Source organism: Paenibacillus sp. P36 (genome assembly GCF_045866505.1).
Taxonomy (GTDB): Bacteria; Bacillota; Bacilli; order Paenibacillales; family NBRC-103111; genus Paenibacillus_E; species Paenibacillus_E chondroitinus.
In genome coordinates this window covers 3922904-3940169 of sequence record NZ_AP038372.1, presented here as the reverse complement: position 1 = coordinate 3940169, position 17266 = coordinate 3922904, and the positions used below count along the sequence as shown (strand labels likewise).

The window sequence follows — 17266 nt, the reverse complement described above, 5'->3', positions numbered from 1 at the left end:
CCAATTCGATTCTAGGTTCCGCAATAAGTCCGGTAAGGACGAGCAGTTTGAGCCGGCAGTGCGGAATATTCCGAATGCTCGGTTGTATGCGCGAATGGATTGGAGAGCACATGAAGAAGCCGTTCCATGACACTATAATCTCCTTGTTTCACAGCTGCTTCCAGTGCTTCTTCTACGCGATGATTGCGTGGAATAATGGCAGGATTGCTGGTGAGCATTAACTTCTGTGACAAGTCTTTCGTTTCCTGCTGCCTGCCTAATCTTGCCTGCCATTGCTCATACCACTGAGCGAATTCCGCGGTCCCGAACAGGAATGTCTCCTCAGGTTTATCCAAGGTTAACGCACGGAACGTGTTCGTGAAATCTTCCCCGTATTTGTGCATCATACTGAGCAGTTCTTCGATTAAGGTAACGTCTTGAACCTCTTCGTTAAAAATCCCCAATTTCGCTCTCATTCCAGACAGCCAATTCCGATGATACCGTTCTGAAAAATTAGCAAGCGCATTTTCAGCAATTTTTATGGCTTCTTCCTCATTCTCACTTAATAATGGCAATAAAGTTTCAGCAAATCTTGCAAGATTCCAAGCCGCAATGCGCGGCTGGTTGCCATATGCATAGCGCCCTTGCGAGTCAATGGAACTGAACACAGTAGCTGGGTCATACACATCCATAAAAGCGCAAGGACCATAATCGATCGTTTCACCGCTAAGCGCCATGTTATCTGTGTTCATCACGCCATGAATAAACCCAACAAGCTGCCATTTGGCGATAAGATCAGCCTGGCGTTTTATCACTTCATTAAGCAGCGATAGGTAGCGGTTCTCATCTGCTGCAACTTCTGCAAAATGCCTCTGCAACGTGTAGTCAGCCATAGCACGAAGATCCTGAGGAGTGCCGAATTTTGCGGCAAATTGAAAAGTACCAACACGTATATGACTAGCAGCTATACGAGTAACAATTGCTCCTTGCTGCTCGGTTTCACGATACACGGTTTCCCCCGTCGTAACCACCGCTAAACTGCGGGTTGTTGGGATACCTAATGCGCTCATGGCTTCACTTATGATATATTCACGCAGCATAGGACCAAGTGCCGCTCGACCATCTCCACCGCGGGAGTAAATGGTAGGTCCTGCTCCTTTTAGCTGAATATCAACTCGGACGCCTTGAGGAGTAATATGTTCACCGAGCAGATTAGTCCGGCCGTCTCCTAACATATTAAAATATCCAAATTGATGCCCCGCATAAGCTTGAGCAAGTGGCGAAGCACCTTCAGGGAGTTGGTTGCCCCCGAAAATCTCCGCGCCATCAGCTCCTTGAAGCTCCTGGATATCTAGACCTAGCGATGCAGCCAACTTATCGTTGAAAATAACGATTTCTGGTGAAGGAACAGGCGTCGGGTTGATCCGGCTATAAAATAGTTTCGGCAGACGAGCATAACTGTTGTCAAAATTCCAGCCGCGCTCATTTTCGCCCTCGTGTTTTGACAATTCAGCCTGCCAAGCACGCATTCCGCCATCGACGGTGACCGCGTCAAATCCCTTCTCGCGCAGCAAAATGGCACAATTCGTCCCTGAGTTGCCTCCTGAACAAGTGACGTACAGCGTCTTACCGTCGGCGATTTTTTGAAGTTCAGCAGCGGTACTTTCCGACCAGTTGTTAATTTCACCTTTTTCAATGTGAATGCGATGAAGGTTATTATGCTCTGGTGTATATTCAGAAGCGGTTTCCTTGCTACGGACATCGAGCAACAGGACTTCTTCTGTTTCTAGTTTTTTAAATAATTCAGGGATTGATATTTTGTCCACGGTAGCCTCCTATATCAAAAAAACAAATTATTCTGATCCACTAATCATATCATCCGCCTACTTCTCCAGCAAATCAGGTCTTAGTAAAGAAAAAAAGTGCCAAGCAACCCATAAAGTCAAGGTGCTTGGCACTTAGAAATGTATATATGATTACGCAGATTTTTTCTTGTTTTTCACGTTTTTATTTAAGAAATGAATAAGTGCTTCATAAAAGTCGTGTACGTTTTCCTGTTTTTGATACCCATGACCCTCATTTTTCTTGAGCATGTAAGGGACATCTACATCCAATTTACGCAGCGCGGCGACCATTTGATCCGATTCTGCTTTATTCACTCTAGGATCATTGACACCTTGTGCGATCATTAACGGCGCTTTTATTTGGTCGACATGCAGGACTGGCGATGCCGCTTCAAGCAGCTTCTTATCCTTGACAGGGTCACCAACCTGCTGATACATTATGGAACGGTCCAAGGACCAGTATGGCGGAATCGTGTTCAAGAAAGTAATTAGATTGGAAGGTCCTACAAAATCCACACCCGCGGCATACAAATCGGGCGTTAACGTCACCCCTGCCAATGTCGCGTATCCCCCATAGGATGCTCCATAAATGGCAATGCGCTCAGGATCAGCAGTTCCCCTTTTAATCAGCCAATTCACACCGTCCGTGATGTCGTTTTGCATATTTTTGCCCCACTGCTTATCTCCCGCGTTCATGAACGCTTTCCCGTAGCCTGAAGACCCGCGGAAATTTAGCTGCAGCACCGCATACCCTTGACTCGCCAGTAGTTGAGCTTCCATATTGAAATCCCAGGAATCGCGGGCCCAAGGTCCACCATGCGGATTGACGACAACGGGCAATTGGGTCGATGCTCCACCTTTGGGAAGCGTTAAATACCCATGGATCGTAAGTCCATCTCTACTTTTAAAAGAAATTGGCTGCATATCCGCCATCTTTTTCTCATCAAACGTTGGTTGGATGTCTGCAATCTTCTCCATCTTAAGCGCTTTTCGGTCATAGAGATAATAGCTGCCATAAGATTTATCGCTATATGTATATAACAGTAATATATCCCTGTCCGGCGATCCGATTAAGCCCCAATGGGGAGTTTGCAGTCTATCCCCGATTTTTTGGAACAAATCTTCAAATTCATGATCCAAGGCATGCAATTTCATGTCTTCCGTCTCATACATAACAGCTGCAATCGATTTGTTCTTATAGGAAACGATAAAATTAGAGAGATCTACCTCATCATTGACATAAATGACTTCCGTCTCTTTCTTGGTAAGCGGATCATATTTCACGAGAGCCTGCTTATCACGCCCTACATTGGAAACAGCGTAGATTTGCGTGTCATTGAACGTAAACATAGCTGGAATAAAGGTATCTTTGCGGTCAAACGTATCAATTTTATCAAAATCTTTGTTTTCATTATCACGGTATAGAAGGCTTGTGGCTTCACCGTCTACAGCAATTGCGGCACGAACCTTCCCCCAGTTATCCGTTACCCAAAATTTGACGTTTCCAGGATTCTGAACTTGCATATTCGTATCACCTGAACGGAGATTAACCCGATAAACGTCCATCACTTTGGGATCTCGCTTATTCATGGTTAGCAACAACTCAATGTCACTTTCGCTTTTGGAAGGCAGCACATCCAGGAGTTCAGCTTTTACATTCGCATATGGCGTTAAGTCTTTATCACCCGAACCGTCAACGTTCACAACATGAATATGTGTGTTTTCCGTACCTCCTTTATCCATCTTGTAAATCAGTACTTTATCGGTTATCCAATATATGCCATTAATATTCTCATCTTTGGAAGTAGTGATTCTCGTACCTTCCGAGTCACCAACCTTTTGGATATATAGGTTCATGCGGTTTTCCCATGGCTGCAAGTAAGCCAGGGATTTACTATCCGGCGATAACCGCATCTGGGCTTTATTCGGAAGTTGCAAAAAGTCATCCAGTGAAACAGGACCTTGCCCTGTTTCTTCTTTTTGAGAAATCGTTCGGAATAAAAATAAGACTAGCTGAGCGCGAGTTACCTGATCCTGAGGCATAAACGTTAATTGCTCAGTAATAAAATTTTGCTTTAACTTCAAGACATCGTCATGATGTGCTTTGCCGATCGTTGCTTCATCCTTAAGCCATGCTTGGATGCCGTTATCCTTCAATAGGAAAGCACGCACCAGCAAGCTTGCCATCTGTTCGCGTGTCAGGAGCGCATCCGGTTGGTACATGCCATCGCTGCCTTGCACAATGTTTTGTTCTTTCAATGCATTGACTGCTTCAGCGTAGGGGCTGTTTACTGCAACGTCCGTAAAGCCATTCAACGATGTCGGCTTTTTGAGCTTAAGCGCTTTGCTCAACCATTTAGCGGCATCTCCGCGTGTAACGGCATCGTCCGGATGAAAGCCTCCGTCTTCTTCGGCATCCACGATACCTTTGTCTTTGAGCTGAGCAATCTCTTGACTTGCATAATAATCTGCCGGCACATCCGGAAACGCGACTGCATCGCTGCTTGCCTGTGCCCCGACTGGCAGCGAAATCGCCGCTATCCATACTGCCGCTAACAGGGAAGCTACCCCTTTACGAAATGAGACCATCCTGACCATCCTCCTGTAAAATACATGCGACATCAATAATACGGAACGTGTCCCATTATATCCCAACAAATGAGAAATTGATAGACTTGTAGAGTAGAAAAGTAATAGGTAGAATTACCCATAACAATTCATATTGTTCCTTTAGCCTTTCACATGTATGAAAACGGAATATAGGTGGAAGATAGAGGTAACAGTCTGAGGATGGGAGCCATATACGCACATGAATAAATCAACAATGCTGCAGGACCCGGCAAAACGCAAATTACTTTTCAGCGCGGGGATAAGCTGGTTATTCGATGCCATGGATGTAGGGATTATTTCCTTTATCGTCGCCGCTTTGGCTGTTGATTGGAAATTGGGAGCACAGCAAATCGGCCTGTTGGCAGCCATCAATTCAATAGGAATGGCTGTTGGTGCAGCCGTTGCCGGAGCAAGTGCAGATCGTTATGGCCGTAGATCCGTGCTTTTGGTAACACTGCTGATTTTTTCTATCGCAAGCGGACTTTCTGCAATCGCAACTGGTTTCATCATGTTATGTATCTTGCGTTTCATCACTGGATTCGGTCTTGGCGGTGAGCTGCCCGTAGCTTCTACACTTGTTTCTGAATCGTTTTCCGCTAGAGAAAGAGGACGGGCTGTGGTGCTGCTCGAAAGCTTTTGGGCATGCGGATGGATTATCGCGGCTTTAATTTCCTATTTTGTTATTCCTGCATATGGTTGGAGAGCGGCATTTCTCATTGGCGCACTGCCAGCCTTATATGCCTTATACCTAAGAAGAGCGATTCAAGATTCGCCGCGCTTTAATGAGCAACGAAATCGCCGTTTAACGCTCAAAGAACGTGCCTCCTCCGTCTGGTCGGCAAATTTCCGGAAATCAACGATTACACTCTGGATTCTCTGGTTTGTCGTCGTTTTCTCCTATTACGGCATATTTCTGTGGCTTCCATCTGTCATGGTGCTGAAGGGCTTTAGTCTTGTAAAAAGTTTTCAATATGTGCTGATCATGACGCTAGCGCAGCTTCCCGGCTATTTCACAGCGGCTTATTTTATTGAGAAATTCGGTCGTAAGTTCGTTCTCGTCACTTACTTGCTGTTAACGGCTTTTAGCGCGATTTGGTTCAGTACGGCCAGTACAGAAGCCATGCTGATTGCTGCAGGGATTAGCTTATCCTTTTTCAATCTTGGCGCTTGGGGAGCCATGTATGCGTATACCCCTGAGCTGTACCCTACTCGCGTGCGCTCGACAGGCGTTGGTTTTGCCGCATCCTTTGGACGTGTCGGAGGCATCATAGGTCCTTATCTTGTAGGGTTATTGGTGTCTCGACATCACAGCATTACCTCGATATTTACTATTTTCTTCATTGCCATCGTATTCGGAGCACTGGTTCTTCTGTTCTTCGGCAAAGAAACGAAAGGAACCGATCCGGATCAAGCCGCTAGCAGCTGACATGAATTTGAATACGCAGAAGCCCAATAACCCGCCGAACGTATTTAAAATGAGATCGTCCACATCGAAGCTGCCGATAGCAAATAAAACTTGTGAGCTTTCCAAGCTCAAACTTAAGGCAAAGGATCGAAAAACTACTCCGATCACTGACATCTTTGATTTTTTGAACAGAAGCATTAGAAAAATGCCAAAAGGGACAAATATCAAAATATTTCCGTACAAATTGATCACGTCATGGCTGGATAAACTTTGAATATTGTGTGAGATGGACTCGAATGGACGGAAGTTAGCTGTTTGCAAGCGATGCCGGATATAGATCGGATTCCCGAGATTTCTCTGAAGTTGATGCCAGAGGAAAGGGATGTCAACCGCAGAGAACTTAAATAAGATCACTTTAAACACCACGTAGATATAAAGGGCAAATAGCCCGGACAGCACAGTGTCATACAAGAATTTCATCTGTTTCACTTACATCCTCACCTTTCCTGAGTTTTAATGTTATTTATAGAAATACAGTGACAATCACGCCATCCATGTTGTTCCCTGACAGCTCGTATTTAAGCTTGTTTGGCACTTGGATGGTTGTATTTTTTGTAATCGGATGATAAGAAATTTCATATTTGACACCGAGAACAGTCGTTGTTACTGTTTGTTGTTGTTTCAGGAAATCTAAATACTGCTCCAACGTTAAATTCTTTTGCTGCATAATCAAGCTATGGGGCACTCCAACATATCGGAAATGCCAAGGTTCGTATTGGATGCCGGTTATCGCCGTTTTATCTTTGGGATAACGCAATATAAACCCGTAGGTCGCAGCATTCTTCTTCAGCCAATTCCCTTCAGGAGCTTGACTCATCTCCGATTGCGTCGAACCAATATCAAGAGCTATACCTAAGTTGTGTTCGCTATTCCCCGCCGGCAAAGCATAATCCGGACCCATATCTTTATAGAGCTTACTTTGTTCTTTGTTATCCCGATAGCCGCTGTTAATGATAAAATGATGAATTCCCTCTTTATCAGCCGCTTGGATCATGGTGGTAAAATTTTTCACGATGCTTTGTGACAAGCGAATCGTGTTATCCAGTAAACCATAGCCATTGACCAATTCTTTATGTTGAAAAAGATTAACGACATCCGTGAGAATCCCTACTTGGTGGATCGGGTAATCCTTATTGATTAAGACTAAATTCCCTTGGTATATTTGATCTTTCATAATCTTAATCGTTTGTTCGCCCTTTTGGGGAATCGACTCTTGCATGTCAACTTTTGCTCCCCCTTGTTCTTCAATTACACGTTCCGTTTTCTGGTGAATGGCTTCATATCCAAGCAGTCCAAGTATGACAAGCCAAAAAACCCACTTCTTCATTCTTCGTTTCCTCCTTCTTCTTACTAGACATAAGAATAGGGCAAACTTTTTAAGAAAGAAGTGGGTTAAAATTAAAGTTTTTCTTAAATTTCTTTCATTAAAACGGTAAACGCACCTCAAAGAGCGTGCGAACCAAGCTGCTTTGGGCAGATATCGTTCCTTGATGCTGCTCCACAATATTTTTGGCAATGAAAAGCCCGAGTCCGGTACTTCCACCTTGATGCGTGCGAGCCCGGTCACCGGTGTAAAACATGTCAAAAATATGAGGCAGCTCTTCTGGTGGAATACTATCTCCATAATTCACAACTTGGACGACAGCTTCGCCTTCATCAAGATGGCAGTTGATATCCACAAACTGGCCGTCTTTTCCGTACCGATTGGCATTCGTTAATAAATTTTCAAAAACGCGTGCCAACAGCTCGCCATCACCCCGAATTTGCAAATGCGGTTCAATATTTAGTCTAACCAACAGGTGACTTTTCTCGAAAACAGGATACAATTCCTCATTAAGCTGAATGAGAAGATCACTCAGATCGATCTGCTTTTTCTCAATGGAAAGCATGCCGTAATTCATTCTTGTGAGTTCAAACAGTTCGTCAATAAGCTTCTCCAGCCGTTTGGACTTCGTAAAAGCAATCGTTGTATAATGCCTGATTTGTTCCGCCGTCAATTGATTGTCCTGAAGCAGAAAATCTAAATAGCCTAAGACCGAGGTTAGTGGTGTCCGCAAATCATGCGCTAAATTCAAAACCAGCTGATCTTTGCTGCTTTCCGCGAAATCGCCCCGCTCCACGGCTTTTTGCAGCTTCTCACTTGCCATATTGATATCTTCTGCAATATCTCTGAACTCATCGTTCGATGAAATATGCACTCGACTTTGGAAATCCCCGTTAGCGAGGCGATGAATTCCTGTGGAAATCTCATGAAAATAGGTGGCATAAGGTTTGGTAAGGAAAAAGAAACAAACAATCGCAAGCGGGATGAAAAAGATGAGAAAGAAATTAAAATCCCCAATATTCGAGATAAAATGGCGTAGTTTCGCCAAAGGATCTTCAGCCCGAACACCGCTGTAGTACAGTTGAAGGACTTTATAAAGGATGAAGGTGAAAGCACCCGACAAAAGCATGCTCATTCCTAATAGAACGATCATTTGGAAGCGGAAACTTCGTATCATTTTACCCATTGAAAGTATATCCCACACCCCAAACGGTTTTGATCCATTTGTTTTTATTGTTCTCTTCTTCACCCAGTTTTTTGCGCAGGGTACGGATGTGCACCATGACGGTGTTGCCACTTTCATAAAAGGCTTCGCCCCATACGTGTTGGAAAATATTTTCCACACTAAACACTTTTTTGGAATGAGCCGCCAAAAGGTAGAGGATGTCAAATTCTTTCGGTGTTAATTCAATCATTTCACCATATAGATTCACTGTCCGTTTGTCAGGATCAATCGTCAGTCCGCCTGCTTCCAGCAGGTTGTGATCGACTTTGGGTTGACTTAACTGCATGGACCGACGCAGATGAGCGTTCACGCGAGCGACCAGCTCCATTGGATTGAAAGGCTTGGTCATGTAATCGTCGGCTCCAATTACCAATCCCGTTATCTTATCCAAGTCCGATGATTTGGCGCTAAGAAAAATAATCGGCATTTGATGCTTTTCACGAATTTGCCGCGTCACCTCATGCCCATCCAACTTCGGCATCATGATATCCAGAATAGCCAAATCTATTGAATGCGTTTGAATTGCCTGGACAGCTTCTTTGCCATCCTCCGCTTTGATGATTTGGTACCCTTCTCTTTCTAAATGCAGCGCAATCAGATCGGCAATCTCCGCCTCGTCATCCGCGACCAAAATCGTAATACGTTTCATCGATATCCCTCTTCTATTTAAAATGCTTCATTCTTATTCTATCCGAATTCAGCGCATTTGCCCATTCTCCCTCTCATGGTATTGGTTCATCAGGTCCGCCAGCTTGCGCGCAGCATCATCGGAAAAGCAAAGCTTGAGATTCGCATCGGATATCTCTGCTGAAACGGACGAGTAAGCATACATCTTCTCCTCGTAAGCTTGAACAGCCGTGTTCAAGTCATCATGTTGAACGATGGACAACGCCAGCTCAGCGGCATCTAACATCGCTAAATTTACGCCTTCACCAGCAAAAGGGGACATCAGATGCGCGGCATCTCCAATCAGGGTGACACCTGGTTTGTGCGTCCATTGGAGTCCAACCGGCAGACTATAGATACGTCTCGGTACAATTGGCCCATCTGCTGAGCGGATATAATCGGTCAGTGAAGCATCCCAATCGCTAAAATACTCCAGCAGCTGCTTTTTCGCTTCTTCAGGCTGATCGAACGGGATACCGCATGTATCCAGCCATTCGCGTTCAGCTTCAAATGCCGCATATACACAGATTCGGCCATCTCCATTCAACTGGCCCAATATGCCTTTATGATCCGCAAGGGCAAACATTTTGCCGCGTCGATTAAAAGCAGCCAGTTCTGGATGTGCGACAGCGGCATTGTCAACATAGAGCTCAACCATACTTAGTCCGCTGTAGGCAGGAACTGATTCTGTAAGCAGCGGACGAATACGCGAAAATGCGCCGTCTGCGGCTACGACAAGGTGAACGGTGTCCACATGCCCATTCTGAAAATGAAGTTCGTGCATCCCATCATCCGTAGGAATGGCCTTAACTAAATCATGCCCCCACTGAATGGTGCCTGGGTCGATAGCATCTAACAACAGATCCCGCAGCGTCCCGCGATCGATTTCAGGTCTATCCCCTTCACCGCCCTCCGCCTCTTCATCCATATACAGGTTACCGAATTTATCGAGTAGCTTGAAATCTTCTCCTTCATATCGGGCAAGTGCCTCAAATTGTTCAATTAAGCCAGCTTCTCTGAGTGCTTTCTGACCAGAATCGGAATGGATATCTAACGAACCGCCTTGTTTGCGGCTTGAAGGTGATGCTTCCCGTTCATAAACGGTAGTTTTGATTCCATGCTGTTGTAAAATCCGGGCAAACGTCAGTCCTCCAGGACCTGCACCTACGATAGCAATACGTTGCTGTTGTTTTGTTGTGTTCATACGAATCGACCCCTCGTCGTTAGATTTTGTTTATCAACTGACCAAAGTATACGACTGCTTTTTAAACTGAAAATAAACGAGGTAGTTTCTCTTAATCGGGACACGTTTCTACAACTTTCACATACAAAATGGTTTACAATAAAACAACCACCATCAAGCAAATCCTGCAGCCGATGTAGAATGTACCAGGGAGAGCTCTCATGAAAAAGAATCATTTTGTCATCGCAATCACATGTCTTTTCTTTGCAGGAGCTATTGTTGGATTGGGTTTAATTGAAAATACTAACGTGACAGAACCGATCGTCAAGACCAAAACGAATGATTTGCCGAACAAAAAACTTTATGGTTTTGTATTTTATGAGGAACCTGCCTCTTACATTTCATATCAAAAGTAGGGAAAACTAACTGTGAGCGATCTCCCTACTTCATTCTACAATCAGAGGCATTCAAATTTGGTACCCGTTAACTTCTCGCTGAGCTGCCAAAGCTTAGTTGCATATTCAGGGTCAATGGCCCATGGTCGTACGCCATAACCTTTCGTACTGTCGCCTGGAACGGTAACAGCGATATTCAAATCTTCACAATACACGCCTCCCATACCAGCTAACGTATCGCTAGTGGCACACCAAACGGAGGTTGCCGCGCCTTGTTCAATCGTTTTATATTTATCTACTTTTCTCGTTAGATTGACAAGCTTAATCAGTTGAAACTTATTAACAAATTTTATCACCATGGAATTCAATGCTCTCATATGTTTAGGTGCTTTATCATCAACGCTAAATCTACTTATCCCAGTGGTCGGAATTAAACCAGGGTGCACCGAAAAGGCGCGGACTCCTGAATTCTTAGCCAAGCGATCCAACTCAACAGCAAAAAGAACATTCGCTGATTTGGACTGGGCATACGCCTTCCATTTGTCATACTCAGATTTCTCAAAGTTAGGATCTTCGAAATTCACGCCTCCTAAACGCTGTGCTCGGGAAGAAACCGAAACAACCCGTGCTCCGTTCGCTTTTTTCAAGGCTGGCCAAAGCTTTGCAGTCAATTGAAAATGGCCCAAATGATTGGTGGCAAATTGTGATTCATAACCTCTTGCATCTCGCATGAGCGGTGCTGCCATGATTCCAGCACTATTGATTAACATGTGGAGCGGCCTTCCGGTTGATAAAAAACGTTCTGCAAAGGCATTGATAGAGAGTGGATCCATAAGGTCCAGAACCTCTAACTCCACATTAGGAATGCCTCTCACCGCGGAACGCGCCTTATCCAATTTACGAGCAGGCACAATGACGGTTGCACCTGCGTTAGCTAATGCTCGAACGGTTTCGAGTCCAATCCCCGAATAGCCACCGGTCACAATGGCTACCTTATTTGTTAAGTCTCGCTTGCCTAGTACTTGCTTTGCCGTTGATTGGGGTGAAAGCTCCGCTGAAATCGCAGCTTGCACAGTTTGTATTTGTCCAATACTCATCGTTTATTGTCCTCCTTTGCTGCTTTGTTTCAGAAGCATATTTTCTATGTTAACGGTAAGCATTTTAAGATTTTTAATCCAACTGGATAAGTCAAGATAGTAGTAGTTCATGGCTGCCACCTTGTAGACGAGGACAATGCCTGCATCCTTCAATATTTTGAGATGATGTGACACAGCAGGTCTTGATAAATGTGTTTGCGCCGTAATTTCACCAACACGCACACCCTCGCAGCCCGCCGCAATCAGTACCATAATTATGTGCTGTCGTGTCTCATCACCGATCGCAGCCAAAACTTTGCCACTTGCTTTGAAATCAGCTTTAATAACATTTAATTGCTCAAAATCATCCATGGGGTAATTCTCCATTCTCCTTACACATTGGTTTGAATGTTCGAACCATCTACAGATTAGCTTACCGCTTGCGCTCTCGCAATATTGGGAAAGTAAATCGAGACGAATGAAATGCGTTTCTTCATCGTAAAAAGCCCAAGATGAACTTCATCTTGGGCTCTTCTCATTATGTATCATGCAGACATCATTCATTCTCAAATTGCACGGGATAGCCGGCGCCAAAAGGCGCGTCCGGCCTTTCGAATTCTCCCATGAGATAACGCCGTGTCGGTGTTGTGCGCGCTAGAAACTCTGGATTGTTCGCGAAGCGGTCGGAGCAACGTACCCACGGCGGACTATAAATATAATGCATCGTGTAACGGTCATAATCACCGTCATGCGCATATGTGCGGTGCCAAACTGCATTGTGAAAAAATAAGACTGACCCTGCCGGCGCACAGATGACATGGCCGATTGGCACGTCTTCCCTGTTCGCTCGAATCGAATCCGGCAGCTGAACCTGGCTTCGATGGCTTCCTGGGATAAGCTCCATATTTCCGGTTCGCGGGATCGTCTGATCCGTCAGTAAAAAAGAAGCGCGCAGCTGAAGCAGGGGAATCGGATAGCCAAGCTTACGGAAGTCGTAAGCACCCGATCCGTCTTGATGCCATCCGCCTACCCCACCGAAAGCCGGCTGTTTCGTACACCAGCCGGACTGCATAATAAACCGATCACCATAAAGCGCCCTGACTTTGGGCAGGATAGCCGGATGATCGATCAGTCGCTCTAAGGATATCTCCGTTTCATATCCTCTGCCCACTTGTGCCCAGCCGGTGGTACCGGCTGATTGGTGTAAGCGAATGGAAGCCTCCAGACATTCATTAACTTCTTCTTGTGAGAGGACATTTGGAATCAAGAGATAGCCCCAAGATTCAAATGTGAACCGATCTAACTCCGTAAACTCTCCTGGACTAGAAATGGGATTCATGAGATAACTCCTCCTTATCATTCTCCGCACTTAGACTTTCGCTGTTAACCGGCCTGTGGATTCCCCTTTTACTAAAGCTGATTTTACGATCCATTTCATAGGCTCATTCATCTTTTCTTTGTTACCTAGCTGTTGAAGCAGTAATTCAACCGATTTCAAACCGATTTCCTGCTCGTGCTGGTCAATATGAGTGAACATACGGTCATCCGTTAGCTCAGAATATGGATTGTCATAGGTAATAAGAGATAAATCATTCGGGACTTTCATTCCGAAATGTTTGACAAGTCCAGCCATAAATAAGCCCAACTTCATGTTCAATGTAATGTATGCGGTTGCCGTGCGATTTTTCATGAACAGATATAGCGGATGCTTTTCAATCGAATTTGTATCATTTACCTGAAAATCAGTAACAATCAGCGCTGGATTAATCATCGAGCCTTTTTGTTTCAACGCTTCCATATACCCCCGTATCCGTTCGTCAACTGTCATAGTGCCAAGCGAAATATCAGAGCATATGGCAATATCTCGATGCCCCAGCTCCCATAGATGATTGACGGCCAACTGTGCGCTCACCATATTATCCGAGCAGACACAATGCGTTTCAAAGCCTGGCAGGAAACGATCCACGAGCACGAACGGGAATTTGTTCATTTTCAAAATCAAAATTTCTTCATTGTACGTTTCTGCATCAATTGGAAAAATGATAAGCCCCGCCGCCCCGTTTTGAATCAACTCCTGAATCGCTTCCTTCTCCCGCTCCTGACGATTGTGCGAAAGGACGATGGATAAGTAGTAACCGGTGTCTTCCAGAGCGGTCTGAATTCCCCTAATAAGTCGAATAGCGAAGAAATCTTCCAAAAAGGGAAGAACTAACCCGATCATTTTGCGCGTAGAAGCATGTCGGCCTAACTCTGAATGCTTGCCATTAGCTGATGGATGGTCCTTGGAGTTGTCGTCCAAATTTTTACCCAACGAATTCCCTTCATACTCCGAGCTGACAAAGCTGCCTCTCCCCGGTATGCGGTAGATCCATCCATCTTTCGCGAGCTGCGTTAGCGCATTGGACACCGTCATTCGGCTAACCTTGAATTGCTCCATCAGCTCCTTTTCCGTCGGGAATTTGCTATTTACTTCCAGTTCTCCAGAGAGGATTACCTGTTTAAAATGCGCTTGAATTTGCAAATAAAGCGGCTGTCGCTCATCCCTTTTGGTTGATTCCCGGATTCTGCTCATATAGCTCCTCCTCAGAAGGGCTCTGCTCGACACATCGCCAGGCTTGATCCAAATCTTGAATTAAATCTTCAGGGTCTTCTGCACCGATGTACAGTCGAACGAGTGTACCTATTTGCGGATCCTTAGCATTCAATGCATGAAAGGCATTCACATTGATTAAACTTTCAAATCCACCCCAGCTGGCTCCAATCCGGAAAAAGTGCATGCGATCCGCCCAGGCTCTGAGCTTGTCGACGGATTCCCGAGATTCAAAAGAAAATAAACTGCCGGTGCCAGTCATCTGTGTTTTTGCCAGTTCGTACTGAGGATGATTCGGCAATCCAGGATGATTGATTTTCGCGACATAACGTTGTCTGCTTACGTATTCCGCAACTTTAAGCCCGCTTGATTCATGACGCTGCATCCGTAATGGCAGCGTTCGGAGTCCACGTATTACCAATCCCGCTGTTTGTGGGGTCATGACGCCGCCGAATAACATGTATTCGGTAGACATTAGCGGGTCCATCAACCGCTTGGAACCAACGACGACGCCCCCTAAGCAATCGCTATGGCCGGAAATATACTTCGTTATGGAATGGACGACGAGACCTACCCCAAGTGTAAGTGGATTTTGGAAACAAGGCGTCGCCCAGGAATTGTCGAGAATCGTTTCCGCTCCAATGGAGGCCGCCAAATCCGTACAACCACGGATGTCCTGCAGCTGAAAAAACATACTCGTCGGACTCTCCAAATACAGCAACTTTGTATTTGACCGTACGGCTTTTTTCCAATGATCCAGGTCGCTGCCATCGACAAAAGTAGTTTCAACGCCAAATTTTTGCAGATAATTCCCTAGAAATTCTCTTGTCGGACCATAGGCTTGATTGGAACAAATCACATGATCGCCCGACCTTACGATCGACATAATCGCTGCCGAAATGGCCGCCATTCCGGATGCAAAGCATTTTGCCCTTTCCCCTTGCTCCAACTGGGCAAGCTTGTCTTCCAGGAATCGCACAGTTGGATTATTCCCTCTTGAATACACGAAATTTTCTTGCTCATTCACTCTTGCTAAATTAAATTGTTCATACGTATCGAACGAAAATAAACTTGTCTGGTAAATCGGAACATTGATGGAGCCGTGATGGTGGTCATCATGTTCATCATGCGCCACGATCGAGAATTTTTTTTCATTAATCGTCATCAGCCTTTCACCGCCCCTTGGGTTAGTCCCTCTACGATAAATCGCTGTGCGAGAGCGAACAACAGAATAGTCGGAAGTACAGATAACACGGTTCCAGCGGACATGGAACCCCAATCGACATTAAATTTGAGAATAAACGAATTCATCGCTACCGGCAGGGTTTTCAGCGATTCATTATCAATAAACATAACGGCCAAGAAAAGCTCATTCCAGTTCTGCACGAAAGCGAAGATGAACATGGAGGAGATTCCCGGCATCATAATCGGAATAATGACTCGCATTAACGCAGACAGCTGGGAACAACCGTCAATCATCGCCGCTTCCTCCAAATTGGAAGGAATCCGTTGAAAGAACCCCCGCAGCATAATCGTGGAAAAAGGAATGAGAATGACCGTGTACATTAAAACTAATGAGATGCGTTGATTCAGCAAATGCATATTTGACATCATCATATAAAGTGGAGCCAATGAAATGAAACCTGGCAGCATCTGCGTAATGAAGAAACCGAGCATAATTTGCCTATGCCCCCGAAACCGGAATCGGGCCAACACATAAGCGCTGCATATCGCAATCACGATAACAATAAGTGCAGAAGTAATGGAGACAAGCAAGCTATTGGCGATATACACGTTGAACTTGGACACTTTGAAAATGTTAATGTAATTTTGGAAGGTGAATTGCTCAGGCCAATAATGGATCGGATAACTGAAGATTTCCTTCTGTGGTTTCAAGGAAGTAATGACGATCCAATATAAGGGAAACACCATCAGGACGAAGTAAAAAGAGAGAAAGACAACCTTCATGAGCCGATACCAGAATTTACGTTTCATCAAAAGTCACCTACCTTCTCAGACTTCGTGACCATCAGGTAAAATACGGTGTACAAAAACAGCATCACAATCATGATGACGCCAACAGCCGAAGCTGCGCCATAATCTCCGTCATAGATGATTTTGTTAAGCATTAAGGAAGACAGAATGTGTGTGGCGCCTCCCGGCCCCCCATTCGTCATGCCATATATAAGCGTTGGATCGTTGAATATCCAGATAACCCGCAGCAACGTCGTAGCGATTATGGTTGGCATAATATACGGAATCGTCACATCAAGCAGCTTGCGGTAGCTGTTGGCACCGTCAATACTCGCCGCCTCGTAGAGCTCCGAAGGAATAGATTGCAGCGCAGCTAGCAGCATGATCGTAAAGAAGGCGATGCCGTACCATACATTGGCAATAATCACAGAGGACATCGCCCACTTAGGATCCGACAAGAAACCAATTCGGTCTTCAATGAGGCCTAGCCGCAGCAAGAGGTCATTAACGACGCCGATTTGTGAGTTAAATAACCATTTCCAAATAAGACCAATGAGAAAGCCGGATAATGCCCATGGATAAAAAATAAACCCCTGATATACGCCTCGTCCCCAAAATTTCTTATTTAAAAACAGCGCCAGGATGAACCCCAGAAGAAATTGAAAAATTAACGAAAAGAACACCCAGTACAAGCTATTTTTCAGCGCTGCAAGAAATTGATGATCGCGGAACGCATCAACAAAGTTTTGCATGCCGACGAAATGCACCTGCTTCAGATTGAATAGTTTGTAATCCTGAAAGGCCATAACAACCCCCTTGAGAAAGGGGTAATAGGTAAAAATAGCGACTAGCAGCAGTGCGGGCACCAAGCTGGAGAGTATGAATTTTTGCCGAGCACTCACGTCGAACACCTCCCCGGTAAGACAGCAGCGGCA

The 17266-nt window shown here is 45.0% G+C and carries 15 protein-coding genes and 1 pseudogene; 2 read left to right on the top strand and 14 right to left on the bottom strand.

The annotated features are described in order from the left end of the window. Window positions 1–11 precede the first annotated feature (11 nt). Complete coding sequence (locus ACKTT9_RS17680; RefSeq protein WP_407872602.1) at window positions 12–1805, bottom strand: protein adenylyltransferase SelO family protein; 1794 nt, start codon at window positions 1803–1805, stop codon at window positions 12–14. A gap of 150 nt (window positions 1806–1955) precedes the next feature. Then, entirely contained in the window at window positions 1956–4412 is a 2457-nt protein-coding gene (locus tag ACKTT9_RS17675) for a prolyl oligopeptidase family serine peptidase (RefSeq protein ID WP_407872601.1), read from the bottom strand. A 220-nt stretch (window positions 4413–4632) separates the two neighbouring features. On the opposite strand from ACKTT9_RS17675, the gene ACKTT9_RS17670 reads away from it, so the two are divergent. Beyond that, window positions 4633–5859, top strand: coding sequence for an MFS transporter (locus ACKTT9_RS17670; RefSeq protein WP_407872600.1), 1227 nt, complete (start codon window positions 4633–4635; stop codon window positions 5857–5859). A 12-nt stretch (window positions 5860–5871) separates the two neighbouring features. Here ACKTT9_RS17670 and ACKTT9_RS17665 read toward each other — a convergent pair. The 5 genes and pseudogenes from ACKTT9_RS17665 to ACKTT9_RS17645 all read right to left on the bottom strand — a co-directional run. Further along, window positions 5872–6318, bottom strand: a pseudogene (locus ACKTT9_RS17665) (VanZ family protein); the annotation flags it as partial. Window positions 6319–6361: 43 nt separating this feature from the next. Continuing rightward, window positions 6362–7225 (bottom strand): D-alanyl-D-alanine carboxypeptidase family protein, encoded by an 864-nt coding sequence (locus ACKTT9_RS17660; protein WP_407872599.1) that lies wholly within the window; start codon window positions 7223–7225, stop codon window positions 6362–6364. A 97-nt stretch (window positions 7226–7322) separates the two neighbouring features. Beyond that, window positions 7323–8408, bottom strand: a complete 1086-nt coding sequence (locus tag ACKTT9_RS17655; protein ID WP_407872598.1) for a sensor histidine kinase — start codon at window positions 8406–8408, stop codon at window positions 7323–7325. Continuing rightward, window positions 8401–9096 carry a response regulator transcription factor gene (locus ACKTT9_RS17650; RefSeq protein WP_407872597.1) on the bottom strand — a complete coding sequence of 232 codons (696 nt, stop codon included), beginning with the start codon at window positions 9094–9096 and terminating at the stop codon, window positions 8401–8403. The genes ACKTT9_RS17655 and ACKTT9_RS17650 overlap by 8 nt, the downstream gene beginning before the upstream one ends. Before the next feature lie 48 nt (window positions 9097–9144). After that, window positions 9145–10317, bottom strand: a complete 1173-nt coding sequence (locus tag ACKTT9_RS17645; RefSeq protein ID WP_407872596.1) for an FAD-dependent oxidoreductase — start codon at window positions 10315–10317, stop codon at window positions 9145–9147. Window positions 10318–10517: 200 nt separating this feature from the next. On the opposite strand from ACKTT9_RS17645, the gene ACKTT9_RS17640 reads away from it, so the two are divergent. Then, on the top strand, window positions 10518–10712 hold the full coding sequence (locus ACKTT9_RS17640; protein WP_407872595.1) for a hypothetical protein: 195 nt from the start codon (window positions 10518–10520) through the stop codon (window positions 10710–10712). A 41-nt stretch (window positions 10713–10753) separates the two neighbouring features. Here ACKTT9_RS17640 and ACKTT9_RS17635 read toward each other — a convergent pair whose 3' ends face one another. The 7 genes from ACKTT9_RS17635 to ACKTT9_RS17605 all read right to left on the bottom strand — a co-directional run bounded on the left by ACKTT9_RS17635 (window position 10754) and on the right by ACKTT9_RS17605 (window position 17233). Continuing rightward, complete coding sequence (locus ACKTT9_RS17635) at window positions 10754–11788, bottom strand: SDR family NAD(P)-dependent oxidoreductase (RefSeq protein WP_407872594.1); 1035 nt, start codon at window positions 11786–11788, stop codon at window positions 10754–10756. Window positions 11789–11791: 3 nt separating this feature from the next. Then, the gene (locus tag ACKTT9_RS17630; RefSeq protein WP_407872593.1) at window positions 11792–12139 is read right to left on the bottom strand and encodes an ArsR/SmtB family transcription factor; all 348 of its coding nucleotides are present in this window, start codon (window positions 12137–12139) and stop codon (window positions 11792–11794) included. A 184-nt stretch (window positions 12140–12323) separates the two neighbouring features. Beyond that, entirely contained in the window at window positions 12324–13106 is a 783-nt protein-coding gene (locus tag ACKTT9_RS17625) for a phytanoyl-CoA dioxygenase family protein (protein WP_407872592.1), read from the bottom strand. A gap of 30 nt (window positions 13107–13136) precedes the next feature. Next, complete coding sequence (locus tag ACKTT9_RS17620) at window positions 13137–14339, bottom strand: GntR family transcriptional regulator (RefSeq protein ID WP_407872591.1); 1203 nt, start codon at window positions 14337–14339, stop codon at window positions 13137–13139. After that, on the bottom strand, window positions 14305–15522 hold the full coding sequence (locus ACKTT9_RS17615; RefSeq protein WP_407872590.1) for a trans-sulfuration enzyme family protein: 1218 nt from the start codon (window positions 15520–15522) through the stop codon (window positions 14305–14307). Before ACKTT9_RS17615 ends, ACKTT9_RS17620 begins: the two co-directional genes overlap by 35 nt. Further along, complete coding sequence (locus ACKTT9_RS17610) at window positions 15522–16352, bottom strand: carbohydrate ABC transporter permease (RefSeq protein ID WP_407872589.1); 831 nt, start codon at window positions 16350–16352, stop codon at window positions 15522–15524. Before ACKTT9_RS17610 ends, ACKTT9_RS17615 begins: the two co-directional genes overlap by 1 nt. Next, window positions 16352–17233, bottom strand: a complete 882-nt coding sequence (locus ACKTT9_RS17605; RefSeq protein WP_407872588.1) for a carbohydrate ABC transporter permease — start codon at window positions 17231–17233, stop codon at window positions 16352–16354. The genes ACKTT9_RS17610 and ACKTT9_RS17605 overlap by 1 nt, the downstream gene beginning before the upstream one ends. Between the last annotated feature and the right edge of the window lie 33 nt (window positions 17234–17266).